The organism is Mesorhizobium sp. CA15, assembly GCF_020165215.1.
In the GTDB taxonomy this organism is placed as follows: domain Bacteria; phylum Pseudomonadota; class Alphaproteobacteria; order Rhizobiales; family Rhizobiaceae; genus Mesorhizobium.
This window is the reverse complement of the sequence record NZ_JAIUHQ010000001.1, coordinates 288,802-304,774: the sequence shown is the minus strand read 5'-3', so window position 1 is coordinate 304,774 and position 15,973 is coordinate 288,802. Positions and strand designations below refer to the sequence as shown.

Sequence of the window (15,973 nt, the reverse complement as noted above, 5' to 3'; positions counted from 1 at the left end):
GATTTGGCAAGCTTCTATTTGATCGCCATATCAGAATGCACGTCCACTCCTGCCTTTGCTGACATTCCTTGACAGAAAGTGCAGCTATGACTAGAACGAAAAGAGAACAAAAACCTTGTGGGAAAAGCCAGCCTTTTGCGGGCGGCGACGACCCGCAGGCTATAAGGTGAGCGACTTGAAATTTGTTTCGGATGAGCGCGGAGAAGTAAGATGGCGGGTAGCGTCAACAAGGTCATTCTGGTCGGCAATCTCGGAGCGGATCCTGAAATCCGCCGCCTGAATTCCGGTGATCCGGTCGTCAACATTCGCATCGCCACGTCGGAAAGCTGGCGCGACAAGAACTCGGGCGAGCGTAAGGAAAAGACCGAGTGGCATAACGTCGTCATTTTCAACGACCAGCTCGCCAAGGTGGCCGAGCAGTATTTGAAGAAGGGCATGAAGGTCTATGTCGAGGGTCAGCTGCAGACCCGCAAATGGCAGGACCAGACCGGTGCCGACAAATACACCACCGAGGTCGTGCTGCAGAAATTCCGAGGCGAGTTGCAGATGCTCGACGCGCGCGGCGAGGGCGGCGGCGGCCAGGTCGGCAGTTATTCCGGTGGCGGCAACAGCCGAGGCTCGGATTTCGGCCAGTCCAGCCCGAATGAAAGCTTCAACCGCGGCGGCAGTGGCGGCTCCAGGGGCGGCGGCTCGTCACGCGAGCTGGACGACGAGATCCCGTTCTAAGCGTCTCGAAACGGCCGTCTGAGGGGAGGCGTCATGTCGCTCGGACCGCTTCTGTCGGCGCCGCCTCCCATTCCATGGCATGCATTCGCGGCCTTCGCCGCTTTGGCCATCGGCGGCGCCCAGCTGGCGCTGCCGAAAGGTACTGTGCGTCATCGTGTGCTGGGCTACACCTGGGTGGCGTTGATGCTGGTCATCGCCATATCGAGCTTCTGGATCCAGCAGATCCGGCTCGTCGGTTCGTTCAGCCCGATCCATCTGTTGTCGATCCTGGTGCTGGGCACCGTGCCGCTGGCGGCCTGGTACGCGCACACGCATAAGGTAACCGCGCATCGCGGCGCCATGATCAAGCTCTATCTGTTCGCGCTGGTCGGCGCCGGCATCTTCACGCTGCTGCCGGCCGGATCATGCACGCCGTTGTGTTCGGCCAGTAAGGCGTGTTGATATTCAGGTGAGGCCGGCCTGACCTGAATATCAACACGCCTTGGCGGACGGCAATTTCTCAAGGAAGGTCAACGTGAAAGCACGCATCAAATGGGTCGAGGAACGCACCTTCGTCGGCGAGTCCGGCAGCGGCCACAAGGTCGTGCTGGGCACGGCGCACAGGCCGGAAGGCAAGACGCCGGGACCGAGCCCGATGGAACTGGTGCTGATCGGCACCGGCGGCTGCTCGGCCTATGATGTCGTGCACATCCTCGAGAAGGGCCGGGAGGCGGTCGAGGATTGCGTGGTCGAGCTCGACGCCGACCGAGCCGAAGCCGACCCAAAAGTGTTCACCCGCATCCACATGCATTTCATCGTCAAGGGCAGAGCCCTGTCGCACGACAAGGTGAAACGCGCGATCGATCTGTCGATCGAGAAATACTGCTCGGCCAGTGCCATGATGGCCAAGACGGCGACAATCACGCATGATTTCGAGGTGGTCGAGACGGCGGCGAAGTGAGGCAGTAGGCAGTAGGCAGTAGGCTACTGTTCAAGCGGCCATCAGCGCCTTGATGCCGTCCGCCACGAACTGCACGGCAAGCGCCGCGAGAATGACGCCGAGCAGACGGGTCAGGATCGAGCGGCCGGTCTGGCCGAGGATGCGGTCGATACGCTCGGACAGCACGAAAACCAGAAAGGTGATCACCAGGCAGATCGCTATGATGCCGACCAGCGCCGCCTGTGCGCCAAAACCCTGGAAGGAGCCCGACAGCAGCACGGTTGCCGAGATGGCGCCCGGACCGGCGATCAGCGGGATTGCCAGCGGGAAGGCGGCGATGTTGTGAATCATGTCCTTGGTGATGGCGACGTCGCCGATCTTCTCTTTGCGGTCCTGGCGGCGCTCGAACACCATTTCGAAGGCGATGAAGAACAAGAGGAAGCCGCCGGCGACGCGAAAGGCCGGCAGCGTTATGCCGAACACCGACAGGATCGAGGCGCCGGCAATCGCAAACAACGCCATGACCAGGAAGCCGATCACCGAGGCGCGGACCGAAACCTGCTGGCGCTCGTCACGATTCATGCCGCGCGTCACGGCAAGGAACAGCGGCGCCAGTCCCGGCGGGTCGATGGTCACCAGGATGGTGACGAAGGCGTTGAACAGGCTGTCGAAACTCGGCATCGCTGGTCCCCTCCCGCCGGGCGAAGCCCAGGTTTTGCAATTGGTAGAGCAAAGCCGCGGCGCTGGAAAGCGGAAGGAAATGGTGTGCGAAGCTGCGAAAGCAGGCGCGAAGGATCGCTACTTTCAATTCCTTGCGGCTTTTCGACCGCTATCGAGGTTCATTTAGGCGACGAGCCAGAAACTCGACCTCCATGCGCCAGGTCGCGCCGCCATCATGCGAGCGCTCGCCGAGCCAGCGAAACGAGTTTTCGGTGATGCGTGAAAAGCTCCAGCGCACAGACGCGCCGGTGCCGTCGGCACCGACCTGGACGATCGTGCCGTCCTCGGCGCGGCCGAGTTGGCGGCTGTAATACTGGTTGCGAGGGTCGCTCCAGAAGATGTGCCAGGCGTCGGCGCCCGGATCGTAGACACGCAATGTGGTGCCGTAGAAGGTCCATGCTCCGAGCGAAGTTTGGGCCCCGGTGTTCCGCGCGGGCAAGATCCAGACGTCCTGCACGGCGCGGCCTTCGAGAACCCAGCCGAAATGCACTTCGCCGCGACCCGTGAGCCTTGTGCCATCCTCGAGAATGCGTGTGGCATCGAACGTCCAGGCGCCGATGAAGCGGCCATAGAGTTTCAGCTTTTCGGCAAGGTCCGGTTTTGGGCCGTCGCTGTGGAGGGCCTCGGCAAAGGGATCGGTCATTGTTGCTGCCTCGTTTGTCAGGAGAAGGCCAGCAATAGCGGTATGGCAGGGTTCTGCGCTTGGGAAAAATTGCTATCTTTCAGCCATGACGACCGCGCAGAAGACTCTGGCTTCCGGACATGGCTGGCAGGTGTCGGACGTGGTGTGCACGGCCATCGCCGGCGACAAGCCATTCGAGGAAGAGCATTGCAGCTTTTGCGTCGCCGCCGTGACCAGGGGCGCGTTCCGCTACCGCACGCGCCAGGGGACGGCGATGCTGGCGCCGGGCGCCATCCTGCTCGGCAATCCCGGCGCCTGCTATGAATGCGGGCATGAGCACGGCGCCGGCGACCGCTGCCTCTCTTTCCATTTTTCGCCGGCCTATCTGGAGCGCGTCCTGGCCGACCTGCCGGATGTGAAACGGCTCGGCTTTACCCATCCACGCCTGCCGCCCTTGCCGGCGCTGGCGCCTCTGCTGGCCGAGGCGGAGGCGGCACGGGAAGCGGGCGACGGCGAAGCATTCGAGGAGCTGGGCCTGCGCATGGCCGGGGCGGTCGCCACGGCTGCGGCCGGCACTTCCACAGCTGGCCGGACGCCCAGCCGCCGCGACCAGAAACGCGTTGCCGAGGCGGTGCGGCTGATCGAGCTCAACGCCGATCGACCATTGTCGCTTGCCAAGCTCGCCGCCGGCGTGGCGACAAGCCCGTTTCACTTCCTGCGCACGTTCCGGCAGGTTGCCGGCATGACGCCCTATCAGTTCCTGCTGAGGACGAGGCTGCATCGCGCGGCGGTGCGTCTGCGCAGCTCGGGCGCGGCGATCTCGACGATCGCCTTCGATGCCGGCTTTAACGATCTGTCGACCTTCAACCGCCGGTTCCGGCGCGAGATGGGACAAGCTCCCGGCGCCTATCGCGCCAGACGGACCAGAGGGCGCTGACGCCGGCTGAAGCGAAATCGACCTTGGCCATATCGTCGCAATCAGCGATATCCATTTGAAATTGCCATCAAAATTGTCTCTGGAAAAGTCCGGCCGACATTGGAGTTTCGGCGAGGCTTCCTATATAAGCGGTGAGTGATTCCCGACTGGATTGTGACCTGATTTGACCGACCAGAAGACACCGCGCGGGCCGGACGGCGGCCCCACCGGCATCGAGCCGATTTCGATCATCGAGGAGATGCAGCGCTCCTATCTCGATTACGCCATGAGCGTGATCGTCAGCCGTGCGCTGCCCGACGTGCGCGACGGCCTGAAGCCGGTGCATCGCCGCATCCTCTATGCCTCGCATGAGAGCGGCTACCACTGGAACCGCAAATATGTGAAATCGGCCCGCCCGGTCGCCGACGTGATGGGTAAATACCATCCGCATGGCGATGCCTCGATCTATGACGCGCTGGTCCGCATGGCGCAGGACTGGTCGCTGCGCGTGCCGCTGATCGACGGTCAGGGCAATTTCGGCTCGATCGACGGCGATCCGCCGGCGGCGATGCGCTACACCGAGTCCAGGCTCACCAAGGTCGCGCATGAGCTCTTGGAGGACATCGACAAGGAAACCGTCGATTTCCAGGATACTTACGATGCGTCCGGCAGCGAGCCCAAGGTACTGCCGGCCCGTTTCCCGAACCTTCTGGTCAATGGCTCCGGCGGTATCGCCGTCGGCATGGCCACCAACATTCCACCGCACAATCTTGTCGAGGTCTGCAACGGCGCCATCGCTCTCATCGACAATCCGGCGATCGACCTGACGGCGCTGATGGACATCGTGCCCGGTCCGGATTTCCCGACCGGCGGCATCGTGCTTGGCCGTTCGGGCATCTACAATGCCTATTCGACGGGCCGCGGCTCGATCGTCATGCGCGGCCGCGTCGAGATCGAGCAGCGCGGCAATGACCGCGAATCCATCGTCGTCACCGAGATTCCCTATCAGGTGAACAAGGCCTCGATGATCGAGAAGATGGCCGAGCTGGTGCGCGACAAGCGCATCGAGGGCATTTCCGACATCCGCGACGAGAGCGACCGCCAGGGCTACCGCGTCGTCGTGGAGTTGAAGCGCGACGCCGTAGCCGACGTTGTCCTCAATCAGCTCTACCGTTTCACGCCGCTGCAAACCTCGTTCGGCGCCAATATGGTGGCGCTCAACGGCGGCAAGCCGGAAGTGCTGACGCTGATCGACATGCTGAAGGCCTTTGTCGGCTTCCGCGAGGAAGTCGTCAGCCGTCGCACGAAATATCTGCTGCGCAAGGCGCGCGAGCGGGCGCATGTGTTAGTCGGGCTGGCGATTGCGGTCGCTAATATTGACGAGGTGATCAAGCTGATCCGCACCGCGCCGGATCCGCAGACGGCGCGCGAGCAGTTGATGGAGCGGCGCTGGCCGTCACACGACGTCGCTCCGCTGATCCAGCTGATCGACGATCCGCGCCATCGCATCAACGAGGACGGCACCTATAATCTGTCCGAGGAACAGGCGCGCGCCATTCTTGACCTGCGCCTGCAGCGCCTGACCGCGCTCGGCCGCGACGAGATCGCCGACGAATTGAACCAGATCGGCGCTGAAATCGTCGATTTCCTTGATATTTTGTCATCGCGCGCGCGTATCCAGCAGATCGTCAAGCACGAGCTGGTCGCGGTCCGCGACGAGTTCGGCACACCGCGCCGCACCGAGCTGACCGACGGCGGTTCGGATATGGAAGACGAGGACCTGATCCAGCGCGAGGACATGGTCGTCACCGTCAGCCATTCCGGCTACATCAAGCGCGTGCCGCTTTCACTCTACCGGGCGCAGCGCCGTGGCGGCAAAGGCCGCTCCGGCATGTCGACCAAGGAAGAGGATTTCGTCACCCGCCTGTTCGTCGCCAACACGCACACGCCGGTGCTGTTCTTCTCCTCGCGCGGCATCGTCTACAAGGAAAAGGTCTGGCGGCTGCCGATCGGAAACCCGCAATCGCGCGGCAAGGCGCTGATCAACATGCTGCCACTCGAGCAGGGCGAGCGCATTACGACGATCATGCCGCTGCCGGAGGACGAAACCAGCTGGGGCGAGCTCGATGTGATGTTCGCGACCACGCGCGGCACCGTGCGCCGCAACAAGCTGTCCGACTTCGTCCAGGTCAACCGCAACGGCAAGATCGCCATGAAGCTGGAGGAAGAGGGCGACGAGATCCTTGGCGTCGAGACCTGCACCGACAATGACGATGTGCTTCTGACCGCGAATTCCGGCCAGTGCATCCGTTTCCGGGTCTCCGATGTGCGTGTGTTCCAGAGCCGCAATTCCGTCGGCGTGCGCGGCATAACCATGGCCGAGACCGACCGCATCATCTCGATGTCCATCATCGAGAACGTCGATGCGTCGCCCGCAGAGCGCGCAGCCTATTTGAAGCGCGCCGCGGCGGAGCGCAGGCTTGCCGCCGGCGGAGCCGGCGAGGAGGAGGAGATCGCGCTCACCAATGAGGAAATCGGCGAGGAAGCCGAGCTTTCCGAGGAGCGCTACGAGTTCCTCAAGGCGCATGAGAAGCTTGTGCTCACAGTGACCGAATATGGCTACGGCAAGCGCTCGTCGTCCTACGATTTCCGGCTGACGGGCCGCGGCGGCAAAGGTATCCGCGCCACCGATGTGTCGAAGGTAGCCGAGATCGGCCGGCTGGTCGCGACTTTCCCGGTCGGCAATGACGATCAGATCATGCTGGTTTCGGACGGCGGCACGGTCATCCGCGTGCCGGTCAACGGCATACGCTTCGCCAGCCGGGCCACTAAGGGCGTGACGATCTTCAACACGGCCGAAGGCGAGAAGGTTGTATCGGTGGAGCGGATTTCGGAACCGCAGTCGGACGAAGAGGCCGAAGACGTGGCTTCAAGCGAGACCGGCACCGACGACATGGGCGAAGGCGAATAGGTTCAAGCTTCACCGGCCTCTCTGGGCCGGTGCGATCATGATCAGTGGCGACGGTAGACGTTGCGATGGGCGAAACCATCGAGCCGCTTGGTATTGGCCTTGACGCGCACTCGCGCTGCTTCCTGATGCAACCCGAATGCAGTCGCGATCAGCATCACAATGGTCATTGCAGTGGCAAGCATGTAGATCAGCATTTGCGTGTTCTCCTGGGCGTACAACGATGAGGTGGGGATTTGGTTTCACCTCTTGAAGCGGCAACCTAGTGAACGCTGCGTGAAATGTTCGTGATTGCCGCATTCATCTGTCGTTCATCGGCGCGAAAAGGTTCACGGCAATGCAATTAATGAGATTTGCCTTTGTCCGAGAGGCTCGCTAGAAGCCTGCCATGACGGAACGCACCGCCCTTTACGCCGGCTCTTTCGACCCGCTGACCAATGGCCATCTCGATGTGCTGAAAGCGTCGCTGGCGGTGGCCGACACCGTCTATGCGGCGATCGGCATTCATCCGGGCAAGAAGCCGTTGTTTTCCTTCGAGGAACGCGTTGAGTTAATCGAGGCCGCAACCAAGGCCGAATTCGGTCGCGACAGCGATCGTATCAAGGTCGTGTCCTTCGACGGGCTGGTCATCGACGCGGCCCGCAAGCACGGCGCCTCGATCATGATCCGGGGGCTGCGCGACGGCACCGACCTCGATTACGAAATGCAGATGGCCGGCATGAACGAGACGATGGCGCCCGAATTGCAGACGGTTTTTCTGCCCGCCAGCCCTTCGGTGCGCACCATTACCGCCACACTTGTGCGCCAGATTGCGTCGATGGGCGGCGATATCCGCCCGTTCGTGCCTGCGGCCGTTGCCGGCGCGCTCGCCGCCAAGTTCACCAAATAGGTTTTCCCGGAGATACCCATGCAGCTGAAGAAGCTCGCTTCGTTCCTTGTCGTGGTTGCCGGCCTTTTCGCGGCGTCCTTGCCGGCCGTCGCCGCCGACAAGGAAAACACCATGATCATCACGCTCAAGGACGGCGACGTGACCATCGCGTTGCGTCCCGATCTGGCGCCCAAGCATGTCGCGCAGATCAAGAAGCTGGTGCGCGACAGCGCCTACGACAACGTCGCCTTCCACCGCGTCATTGACGGCTTCATGGCGCAGACGGGCGACGTTAAATTCGGCAACATGAAGAAGGGGTTCAACCCCGAAGCCGTCGGCACCGGCGGCTCCGATCTTCCCGACCTGCCGGCCGAGTTTTCGCAGAGCGAGCAGTTCGCGCGCGGCGTGGTCGGCATGGCCCGTTCGCAGGACCCGAACTCGGCCAACTCGCAATTCTTCATCATGTTCGCGCCGGCGCCGAACCTCGACGGCCAGTACACCATCGTCGGCAAGGTGGTCGGCGGCATGGATCTCGTCGATAAGATCAAGAAGGGCGATGAGGCCGACAACGGCACGGTCACCGACCCCGACCGCATGATCAAGGTTCGCATCGCCGCCGACAGCAAGTAACTCCCTCAATTTTCAAAGGATTTTCCGACATGGCTGAGATCAAGGATCGCGAGAACGCGCTCATCATGGAAACGACCAAGGGCCCGGTCGTCATCGAAATGTATCCCGAGCTGGCGCCCGGGCACGTCGCCCGCATCAAGGAACTGGCGCGCGAAGGCGCCTATGACGGCGTGGTGTTCCACCGCGTCATTGACGGCTTCATGGCGCAGACCGGCGACGTCAAGTTCGGCAATTCGAGCAAGCCCACTTATGCGCCGTCGCGCGCGGGCATGGGCGGCTCCGACAAGCCAGACCTCAAGGCCGAGTTCTCCAACGCCAATCACGGCCGCGGCGCCTGCTCGATGGCTAGGGCCCAGAACCCGAACTCGGCGAACTCGCAGTTCTTCATCTGCTTCGACGACGCCGCCTTCCTCAACCGCCAGTACACGGTTTGGGGCCAGGTCATCGAAGGCATGGAGAATGTCGATAAGATCAAGCGCGGCGAGCCGGTGCAGGATCCCGACAAGATCGTGTCGCTGAAAGTCGCGGCAGACGTCAAGTAAAGGCGGAACGATGATGGGCGCTGTCTGGTCCCTGCTCGGCATCCTGTCCGGCGCCTTCATCGCCATCCAGGCGCCGATCAATTCGCAATTGGCTAAGGGCCTCGGCCTTCCGGTCGCGGCCGCCGCCTTTTCTTTCCTATCCGGTGCCATCGTGCTCGGCATCATCTCGATCTCGGTGGTGAAGCTGCAGGGCATCTCGCTCGACTGGAAGGCGCCGGCGCCCTGGCTGTTCGTCGCCGGCGGCATGCTCGGCGGCTTCTATGTGACGCTGTCGACGATCCTCACGCCACGCATCGGCGCGGCGGCGCTGATGGCCTTCCTGGTCGCCGGCCAGCTGATCGCCGGCATGCTGATCGACCGCGCCGGCTTCCTTGGCGTGGCGGTGCGCGAAATCTCGCTTGGCCGTGTCGCCGGCGCTGTGCTGCTCTTGGCCGGAGCGCTGCTGGTGCGGCTGACCTGAGCGTCGGCTGTTTCGTTCGACGGCAATTGCTCGCAAGGCGCGGCAACAAGACGGTGGCGAGAGCGCGGCGATCGGGTTATTGCCGCAGGCATGAAAGTGGACCTCTTCGATTTCGATCTTCCCGAAGACCGCATCGCGCTCAGGCCGGCCGAGCCGCGCGACAGCGCTCGGCTGCTGGTGGTGAGGCCGGGTGCCGGTTTCGAGGACCGGACGGTCCGGGACCTGCCGTCGCTGCTCAGGGCCGGGGACGTGCTGGTGTTCAACGACACCAAGGTCATCCCGGCGCAATTGAAGGGCATCAGGCTGCGCGGCGAAGCGGCGGCGCAGGTCGAGGCGACGCTGCACATGCGCACCGGCCCCGACCGCTGGCTGGCCTTCATGCGGCCGGGCAAGCGCATCGCCGCCGGCGACCGCATCCATTTCGGCCACGACGGCAATTCCTGCTTTCTGGGCCGGCTCGACGCCACGGTGCTTGAAAAAGGAGAGGGCGGCGAAGCGCTGCTCGGCTTCGATCTGTCGGGCGCCTTTCTCGACGAGGCGCTGCATGCCGTCGGGCATATCCCGCTGCCGCCCTACATTGCGTCGAAGCGCGAGGACGACGAGCGCGACCGCGCCGATTATCAGACGATCTATGCGCGCGAGGAAGGCGCGGTGGCCGCGCCTACCGCCGGCCTGCATTTCACCCCGGAGCTGTTCGGGGCGCTCGACGCCAACGGCATCGAGCGCCGCTTCGTCACGCTGCATGTCGGCGCCGGCACTTTTTTACCGGTGAAGGCCGACGACACGACCGACCACAAGATGCATGCCGAGACCGGCTCGGTAAGCCCGGAGACGGCGGCGGCGCTCAACGCGGCCAAGGCGCGGGGAGGGCGGATCATCTGCGTCGGCACGACATCGCTGCGGCTCTTGGAGAGCGCGGCGCGCGACGACGGCAGGATCGAGCCCTGGTCCGGACCCACCGACATCTTCATCACGCCCGGCTATCGCTTCCGTACGGCCGACATGCTGATGACCAATTTCCATCTGCCGCGCTCGACGCTGTTCATGCTGGTCTCGGCCTTCAGCGGGCTGGAGACGATGCGCTCGGCCTATGCGCATGCCATCGCGAACCGCTACAGGTTCTACTCCTATGGAGACGCAAGCCTGCTTTTTCGTGCGGAGACGAGCAATGGACGATGACCTCGACAGCATGGGCCGCGACACGCTGATCGCGGAGGTGAAGAAACTGCGCGCCGGCATTCGCGCGCATCGCGACGCGACAGGGCATGATCTGTGCTGGCATCATCCTGAGCTCTGGGAGCTTTTGCCGGAAAGGACCGAGCCGGCGATTGCCGTGCCGCCATGGCCGAAATTCATGCGCGGCTGCATCCGCTACCGGCAGTCGCTCGACGAGCAGGCGCCCGGCGCGCCGGAGCACGACAAGGAATTCAATGGCTGACACTTTTTCATTCGAGGTGCTTGCCACCGATGGCAAGGCGCGGCGCGGCCTGGTCTCGATGCCGCGCGGCGAGATCCGCACGCCGGCCTTCATGCCGGTCGGCACCGGCGGCACCGTCAAGACCATGTATATGGACCAGGTGCGCGGGGTCGGCGCCGACATCATCCTCGGCAACACCTACCATCTGATGCTGCGACCAGGCGCCGAGCGCGTGGCCAGACTCGGCGGCCTGCATGAGTTCGCGCGCTGGCCGCATCCGATCCTGACCGACAGCGGCGGCTTTCAGGTCATGTCGCTGTCGAAGCTCAGGAAGCTGACCGAACAGGGCGTCACCTTCCGCTCGCACATCGACGGCGCGCCCTACGAGATGTCGCCGGAGCGATCGATCGAAATCCAGGGACTGCTCGATTCCGACATCCAGATGCAGCTCGACGAATGCACGGCGCTGCCGGCCAAGCGCGAGGAGATCGAGCGCGCCATGGAATTGTCGCTGCGCTGGGCAGAGCGCTGCAAGGCGGCGTTCGGCGACCAGCCGGGCAAGGCGATGTTCGGCATCGTCCAGGGCGGCGACAGCGCAGCCTTGCGCGTGCGCTCCGCCCAGGCGCTGAAAGCGATGGACCTGAAAGGCTATGCGGTCGGCGGGCTCGCGGTCGGCGAGCCGCAGCCGGTGATGCTGGAGATGCTCGACATCACCTGCCCGGAGCTGCCGGCCGACAGACCGCGCTACCTGATGGGCGTCGGCACGCCGGACGATATTTTGAAATCGGTGGCGCGCGGCATCGACATGTTCGACTGCGTGATGCCGACCCGCGCCGGCCGCCATGGCCTTGCCTACACGCGCCGCGGCAAGGTCAATCTCAGGAACGCCCGCCATGCCGACGATCCGCGCCCGCTCGACGAGGAAAGCGACTGCCCGGCCGCGCGCGATTATTCGCGCGCCTACCTGCATCACCTGGTGCGCTCGCAGGAAGCGCTCGGCGCCATGCTGCTCACCTGGAACAACCTATCTTATTATCAGAGTCTGATGCAGGACGTCCGAGCAGCCATCGAGGCGCAGGCTTTCGAAGCGCGCGCCGCCGAGATTACCGAAGGCTGGGTGCGGGGCGATATCCCGGTCCTTTGATCGGGGAAGCGTCGGAAAACCTTTCATAAATCAGATCAAGAGTAAGTATGCCTTGCCATATCGAGGCAAGGGGCGGCACGACTTTGGTAAAGATGGACGCGTCGATCGTCGACCATAGAGCAGCAATCGCTGATGTTTACCGGTCGGGTTCGGCGGCGACCCAGCAATGGAGTTACAGTTTATTACTTGTAATTTCAGGGGTCGTGCTTGTCGGCCTTATCTTGCGCCTGCTCGGCGCGCGCGGGGATCTCTGGCACGACGAGATCTGGAGCATCACGCTGCTGAAGCCCCTGACGTCGATCGACCAGATATTCTGGCGTGTGAACCACGACAACAACCACTTTCTCAACTCGATATACCAGTATGTCGTCGGGCCTGATGCCGCGCCGCTGGTCCAGCGCGGCTTCTCAATAACGCTCAGCGGATGCACCGTCATTGCAGCCGCGGCGATATCGCGCGGACGTTGGGCAATGATTGGGTCGGCGCTGCTGTTTGCGTTGAGCTATCCGATGGTTCACTACGGCTCGGAGGCGCGTGGCTATGCCGGCCTGGCGCTGTTCACACTCGTTGCGGTGGCTCTTCTGGAGCGCTGGTTCGACAAGCGGGGCGCGTACGGCGTCGCTCTTGCTGTCGCAATTCTGCTTGGCTTCCTTTCCCACCTGACAATGGTCGAAACGGTGGTGGTGCTAACGGCCTGGACGGCGTGGCTGAGCTGGCGAGGCAGCCGCAGTCTGATTGTCGTCAACAAGGAGGTCGTCCAGGCCTTTCTGCCTGCTTTCCTTACCGTGCTTCCGCTTGCCGCGGCAATGCTTGTAGGCGCACGATGGTTCAGCTTCAATATCGGCGGTTTTTCCTCTTTCTCGCTCGAGAAATTCGCCGCCGGTTATGGCGGAATGATCCGCTATCTTTTCGGCCTGCCGGACTGGATCGGCGACTGGACGTGCGTCGCGGTGACCTGCATCCTCGTCTTGGCACATGCAGGCGTCTCGCGCGATCGCCGGGCCAGCCTTTATGCCATCGGCATCGTCGGGCTGCCCGCCCTGATGGCGGCGGCGCATCTGCCGAATGTTGAATTCCCGCGCTATTTCATTGTCAGCGGAACCTTGTTGCTGCTTTGGGCCGGAGACTTGATCGGACGCGGCTTCGACGCCGGCGGTAAGAGAAGGCTTTTTGCCGCCGGGATGCTCGTTCTTGTGGCGGGCGGCAACGCGGCGTTGCTGGCCCATTTCTATGAGCATGGGCGCGGTTCCTATTCCGAGATGGTGGACGAGATGACAAAGAGCGGCGCCGCCACATATGCCACCAACGCCGATTTCCGCACCGGCATGGTGGTCGATTATTTCGCCGCGCGCATTGGCCGCCAGGCATCGCTCGTCACCCAGGACAAGATTTGCGCCGGGCGCGCGGACTGGCTGATTCTCGAAGGCGATACCCAAAAACAGCCGGAGCGCGTGGATTTCGATTGCGCACTTGCCTACGAACGAGCCGGAGCCTCGACCTTCTGGGGCCTCTCCGGTCTGGGCTGGACACTGTATAGCCGTCGAGATTGAGCGGTCATGCCGGTCGGGCTCAGGTACTGACCGAAGTCGAGGCGCGCAGGCTGCAGCCGGTGATCTTGAAGCTGCCGTCCGCTTGTTGCTGCAGCGTATAGACCGCCTCATAATCCTTGCCGTCGGGCCCGACGATCAGCACCTGCTGGATGATCGAGCCGGGTCCGGTCTGCTCGACCTTGCCGAAGGAATAGGACCGGGGCTTGCGCACCGGCGCGTAGCCATTCGTCACCATGTTCATGAAGGTGTCGACGGTCGGAAAGATCTGCTTCACGTTCGGCGCGGCGAAGCTGTAGGCGGTGGCGCCGTCATCGGCGACGAAGGCCTTCAACTGGCTGTCGATGACCGTCTGCGCGGCCTTGATCTCGGCCTCGCCGGCAAAAGCAAGCGAGGCTATCAACATCGGAACAAGAGCAAGTGCGAACAAAGCGCGGCGCATGGCCTGCCTCCCCGGAATTCGCTTTGACGAATGCAATCTAACATACGCATCGCGCCATGGCGTGGTTTCACCGGGATGCGAAGATTTCACCATTTCAGCGTCGGGAAGCGGGATCAGGTACTCTTCGAGGTGCGCGGCGCGGGAAGCTTGAAAGCCGGGCAGCAGTCTGCCACAAGGGCCGCTTATTCATGAAGCAGGCTGGCAGGACCGGGCAATGAAGGCATTTTTCGTGCAGATCAAGTGCGACCTGGGCAAGTCCTATGAGGTCGCCAGCGCGCTCGCCGATGCCGAGATCGCCTCCGAGATCTACTCGACCGCGGGCAATTACGACCTGCTTGCCAAATTCTATATCGACGACGACGAAGACGTCGGCCATTTCGTCAACGAGCGGGTGCAGATTCTGCCTGGAATCAAGGACACCTTCACCATTGTGACCTTCCGGGCGTTCTGACCGGGCCTGTCTGTGCCCCGCCGGGAAGCAGGAGCTGACCCAGCCTTGCTGTCCGTGCCTTGATTTTGGGCAATTTGCATAGAGTGGCCATCGCGGCTTCCTAAATTACCGATTGCGCTTGATTTTCTCCGGCGAGGCCAGTGAAATGGTCTCAGAGGGGAGTACGCGATTGGCAGCGTTCGACGAAATGCTTCCGGAAGTTTCCGGACTGAGAAGACCTTATGAGGCTTACGATCGCTGGCTGAAGGAGCAGGACCCAGCCAGGCTTACCCAGAAAATGCAGGATGCCGAGCGCGTCTTCCGCAAGACCGGCATTACCTTTGCCGTCTATGGCGAACAGGAAGCTTCCGAGCGGCTGATCCCTTTCGACATCGTCCCGCGCATCCTCTCCGGCCACGAATGGCGCCGGCTGACGCAAGGCATCGAGCAGCGCGTGCAGGCGCTGAACGCCTTTCTCGACGACATCTATCATCGCCAGGAGATCCTGCGCGCCGGGCGGGTACCCAAGGATCTGATCGCCAGGAATGAGGCCTTCCTGCCCGAGATGATCGGGGTCAGGCCGCCGGCCGGCGTCTACACCCACATTATCGGCGTCGACATCGTCCGCATCTCTGAGAACGAATTTTACGTGCTGGAGGACAATGCCCGCACGCCGTCCGGCGTCTCCTACATGCTGGAGAACCGCGAGACGATGATGCAGCTCTTTCCGGAGCTGTTCCAGAAGATCAAGGTGCGGCCGGTCGAGAACTACCCGCAACTCCTGCGCCAGTCGCTGGCCGCGGTGCGGCCGCAAAGCAGCAAGGGCGCGCCAACCATCGCGGTGCTGACGCCGGGCTCGTACAACTCGGCCTATTTCGAGCATGCGTTCCTTGCCGACCAGATGGGCGTGCAACTCGTCGAAGGGCAGGACCTACGTGTCGTCGACGGCCATGTGGCGATGCGTACGACCGAAGGTTACAAGCAGATCGACGTGCTCTACCGGCGCGTCGACGACAACTTCCTCGATCCGCTGACCTTCCGGCCGGATTCCGCGCTCGGCGTGCCCGGCATCATGGATGTCTACCGCGCCGGCAACATCACCATCGCCAACGCGCCGGGAACCGGCATCGCCGACGACAAGGCGATCTATTCCTACATGCCGGAGATCGTCGAGTTCTACACCGGCCGCAAGGCGATCCTCGGCAACATCCCGACCTGGCGCTGTTCGGAGCCCGACAGCCTCAAATATGTGCTCGAGCACATCCACGAGCTCGTCATCAAGGAAGTGCACGGCTCCGGCGGCTACGGCATGCTGGTCGGCCCGGCGGCGACCAAGAAGGAATGCCAGGACTTTGCAAAAAAGCTGCAGGCGAAGCCCTCGAACTATATCGCCCAGCCGACGCTGGCGCTGTCGACCTGCCCGATCCTGACCGAAAAGGGCCTGTCGCCGCGCCATGTCGATCTTCGGCCGTACGTGCTGGTTTCGGATCGTATCCAGATCGTGCCCGGCGGCTTGACGCGCGTCGCGCTCAAGGAGGGGTCCTTGGTGGTCAATTCCTCACAGGGGGGCGGGACGAAGGATACGTGGGTGCTGGATGATTAAGAGCGAATAGAGAGTAGCG

19 protein-coding genes are annotated in these 15,973 nt (G+C 62.8%); 15 read left to right on the top strand and 4 right to left on the bottom strand.

Going from position 1 to position 15,973, the window contains the following annotated elements; genetic code table 11:
* Positions 1-210 precede the first annotated feature (210 nt).
* From LB515_RS01565 to LB515_RS01555, 3 genes are all read left to right on the top strand, one after another.
* A complete protein-coding gene (locus LB515_RS01565) occupies positions 211-726 on the top strand; it encodes a single-stranded DNA-binding protein (protein WP_224636454.1) in 516 nt (171 codons plus the stop codon).
* 33 nt (positions 727-759) lie between these two features.
* Complete coding sequence (locus LB515_RS01560) at positions 760-1,167, top strand: DUF2306 domain-containing protein (RefSeq protein WP_411969115.1); 408 nt, start codon at positions 760-762, stop codon at positions 1,165-1,167.
* Between the two features lie 73 nt (positions 1,168-1,240).
* Positions 1,241-1,666, top strand: a complete 426-nt coding sequence (locus LB515_RS01555) for an OsmC family protein (protein ID WP_140841187.1) — start codon at positions 1,241-1,243, stop codon at positions 1,664-1,666.
* A 30-nt stretch (positions 1,667-1,696) separates the two neighbouring features.
* Here the strand turns inward: LB515_RS01555 and LB515_RS01550 are convergent, their stop codons facing one another.
* A complete protein-coding gene (locus LB515_RS01550; protein WP_140546758.1) occupies positions 1,697-2,326 on the bottom strand; it encodes a MarC family protein in 630 nt (209 codons plus the stop codon).
* 148 nt (positions 2,327-2,474) lie between these two features.
* Entirely contained in the window at positions 2,475-3,008 is a 534-nt protein-coding gene (locus tag LB515_RS01545) for a hypothetical protein (protein WP_224706536.1), read from the bottom strand.
* An 85-nt stretch (positions 3,009-3,093) separates the two neighbouring features.
* On the opposite strand from LB515_RS01545, the gene LB515_RS01540 reads away from it, so the two are divergent.
* Together LB515_RS01540 and gyrA are read left to right on the top strand one after the other, a co-directional pair.
* Positions 3,094-3,924, top strand: a complete 831-nt coding sequence (locus tag LB515_RS01540) for an AraC family transcriptional regulator (RefSeq protein WP_224706535.1) — start codon at positions 3,094-3,096, stop codon at positions 3,922-3,924.
* Between the two features lie 163 nt (positions 3,925-4,087).
* A complete protein-coding gene (gene gyrA, locus LB515_RS01535; RefSeq protein ID WP_224706534.1) occupies positions 4,088-6,874 on the top strand; it encodes a DNA gyrase subunit A in 2,787 nt (928 codons plus the stop codon).
* 41 nt (positions 6,875-6,915) lie between these two features.
* On the opposite strand, the gene LB515_RS01530 is transcribed toward gyrA, so the two are convergent.
* Entirely contained in the window at positions 6,916-7,068 is a 153-nt protein-coding gene (locus LB515_RS01530) for a hypothetical protein (protein ID WP_095765297.1), read from the bottom strand.
* A gap of 191 nt (positions 7,069-7,259) precedes the next feature.
* Between LB515_RS01530 and coaD the strand changes: the two genes are divergently transcribed.
* From coaD to LB515_RS01490, 8 genes are all read left to right on the top strand, one after another.
* Entirely contained in the window at positions 7,260-7,760 is a 501-nt protein-coding gene (gene coaD, locus LB515_RS01525; protein WP_140696281.1) for a pantetheine-phosphate adenylyltransferase, read from the top strand.
* Positions 7,761-7,778: 18 nt separating this feature from the next.
* On the top strand, positions 7,779-8,369 hold the full coding sequence (locus tag LB515_RS01520; protein ID WP_411969114.1) for a peptidylprolyl isomerase: 591 nt from the start codon (positions 7,779-7,781) through the stop codon (positions 8,367-8,369).
* 29 nt (positions 8,370-8,398) lie between these two features.
* On the top strand, positions 8,399-8,911 hold the full coding sequence (locus LB515_RS01515) for a peptidylprolyl isomerase (protein ID WP_095765300.1): 513 nt from the start codon (positions 8,399-8,401) through the stop codon (positions 8,909-8,911).
* 10 nt (positions 8,912-8,921) lie between these two features.
* Positions 8,922-9,371: a DMT family transporter gene (locus LB515_RS01510; RefSeq protein WP_095765301.1), complete on the top strand. Its 450-nt coding sequence runs from the start codon at positions 8,922-8,924 to the stop codon at positions 9,369-9,371.
* A gap of 90 nt (positions 9,372-9,461) precedes the next feature.
* The gene (gene queA / locus LB515_RS01505; RefSeq protein ID WP_224706533.1) at positions 9,462-10,550 is read left to right on the top strand and encodes a tRNA preQ1(34) S-adenosylmethionine ribosyltransferase-isomerase QueA; all 1,089 of its coding nucleotides are present in this window, start codon (positions 9,462-9,464) and stop codon (positions 10,548-10,550) included.
* A complete protein-coding gene (locus tag LB515_RS01500) occupies positions 10,540-10,809 on the top strand; it encodes a hypothetical protein (protein ID WP_224706532.1) in 270 nt (89 codons plus the stop codon). The genes queA and LB515_RS01500 overlap by 11 nt, the downstream gene beginning before the upstream one ends.
* Positions 10,802-11,932 (top strand): tRNA guanosine(34) transglycosylase Tgt, encoded by a 1,131-nt coding sequence (gene tgt, locus LB515_RS01495; RefSeq protein ID WP_224706531.1) that lies wholly within the window; start codon positions 10,802-10,804, stop codon positions 11,930-11,932. Before LB515_RS01500 ends, tgt begins: the two co-directional genes overlap by 8 nt.
* 92 nt (positions 11,933-12,024) lie before the next feature.
* Entirely contained in the window at positions 12,025-13,482 is a 1,458-nt protein-coding gene (locus tag LB515_RS01490; RefSeq protein WP_224706530.1) for a hypothetical protein, read from the top strand.
* A 19-nt stretch (positions 13,483-13,501) separates the two neighbouring features.
* On the opposite strand, the gene LB515_RS01485 is transcribed toward LB515_RS01490, so the two are convergent.
* Positions 13,502-13,921 carry a DUF4864 domain-containing protein gene (locus LB515_RS01485; RefSeq protein WP_224706529.1) on the bottom strand — a complete coding sequence of 140 codons (420 nt, stop codon included), beginning with the start codon at positions 13,919-13,921 and terminating at the stop codon, positions 13,502-13,504.
* A gap of 214 nt (positions 13,922-14,135) precedes the next feature.
* On the opposite strand from LB515_RS01485, the gene LB515_RS01480 reads away from it, so the two are divergent.
* Together LB515_RS01480 and LB515_RS01475 are read left to right on the top strand one after the other, a co-directional pair.
* Positions 14,136-14,372 (top strand): Lrp/AsnC ligand binding domain-containing protein, encoded by a 237-nt coding sequence (locus LB515_RS01480; RefSeq protein WP_224706528.1) that lies wholly within the window; start codon positions 14,136-14,138, stop codon positions 14,370-14,372.
* Between the two features lie 169 nt (positions 14,373-14,541).
* Entirely contained in the window at positions 14,542-15,954 is a 1,413-nt protein-coding gene (locus LB515_RS01475) for a circularly permuted type 2 ATP-grasp protein (RefSeq protein ID WP_224706527.1), read from the top strand.
* Positions 15,955-15,973: the final 19 nt, after the last annotated feature.

Coding starts and splice junctions, on each gene's coding strand:
- LB515_RS01480 (WP_224706528.1), top strand. CDS start 14,136: ATGAAGGCATTTTTCGTGCAGATCAAGTGCGACCTGGGCAAGTCCTAT.
- LB515_RS01560 (WP_411969115.1), top strand. CDS start 760: ATGTCGCTCGGACCGCTTCTGTCGGCGCCGCCTCCCATTCCATGGCAT.
- coaD (WP_140696281.1), top strand. CDS start 7,260: ATGACGGAACGCACCGCCCTTTACGCCGGCTCTTTCGACCCGCTGACC.
- tgt (WP_224706531.1), top strand. CDS start 10,802: ATGGCTGACACTTTTTCATTCGAGGTGCTTGCCACCGATGGCAAGGCG.
- LB515_RS01500 (WP_224706532.1), top strand. CDS start 10,540: ATGGACGATGACCTCGACAGCATGGGCCGCGACACGCTGATCGCGGAG.
- LB515_RS01565 (WP_224636454.1), top strand. CDS start 211: ATGGCGGGTAGCGTCAACAAGGTCATTCTGGTCGGCAATCTCGGAGCG.
- LB515_RS01540 (WP_224706535.1), top strand. CDS start 3,094: ATGACGACCGCGCAGAAGACTCTGGCTTCCGGACATGGCTGGCAGGTG.
- LB515_RS01515 (WP_095765300.1), top strand. CDS start 8,399: ATGGCTGAGATCAAGGATCGCGAGAACGCGCTCATCATGGAAACGACC.
- LB515_RS01520 (WP_411969114.1), top strand. CDS start 7,779: ATGCAGCTGAAGAAGCTCGCTTCGTTCCTTGTCGTGGTTGCCGGCCTT.
- LB515_RS01550 (WP_140546758.1), bottom strand. CDS start 2,326: ATGCCGAGTTTCGACAGCCTGTTCAACGCCTTCGTCACCATCCTGGTG.
- LB515_RS01545 (WP_224706536.1), bottom strand. CDS start 3,008: ATGACCGATCCCTTTGCCGAGGCCCTCCACAGCGACGGCCCAAAACCG.
- LB515_RS01510 (WP_095765301.1), top strand. CDS start 8,922: ATGATGGGCGCTGTCTGGTCCCTGCTCGGCATCCTGTCCGGCGCCTTC.
- queA (WP_224706533.1), top strand. CDS start 9,462: ATGAAAGTGGACCTCTTCGATTTCGATCTTCCCGAAGACCGCATCGCG.
- LB515_RS01485 (WP_224706529.1), bottom strand. CDS start 13,921: ATGCGCCGCGCTTTGTTCGCACTTGCTCTTGTTCCGATGTTGATAGCC.
- LB515_RS01490 (WP_224706530.1), top strand. CDS start 12,025: ATGGACGCGTCGATCGTCGACCATAGAGCAGCAATCGCTGATGTTTAC.
- LB515_RS01530 (WP_095765297.1), bottom strand. CDS start 7,068: ATGCTGATCTACATGCTTGCCACTGCAATGACCATTGTGATGCTGATC.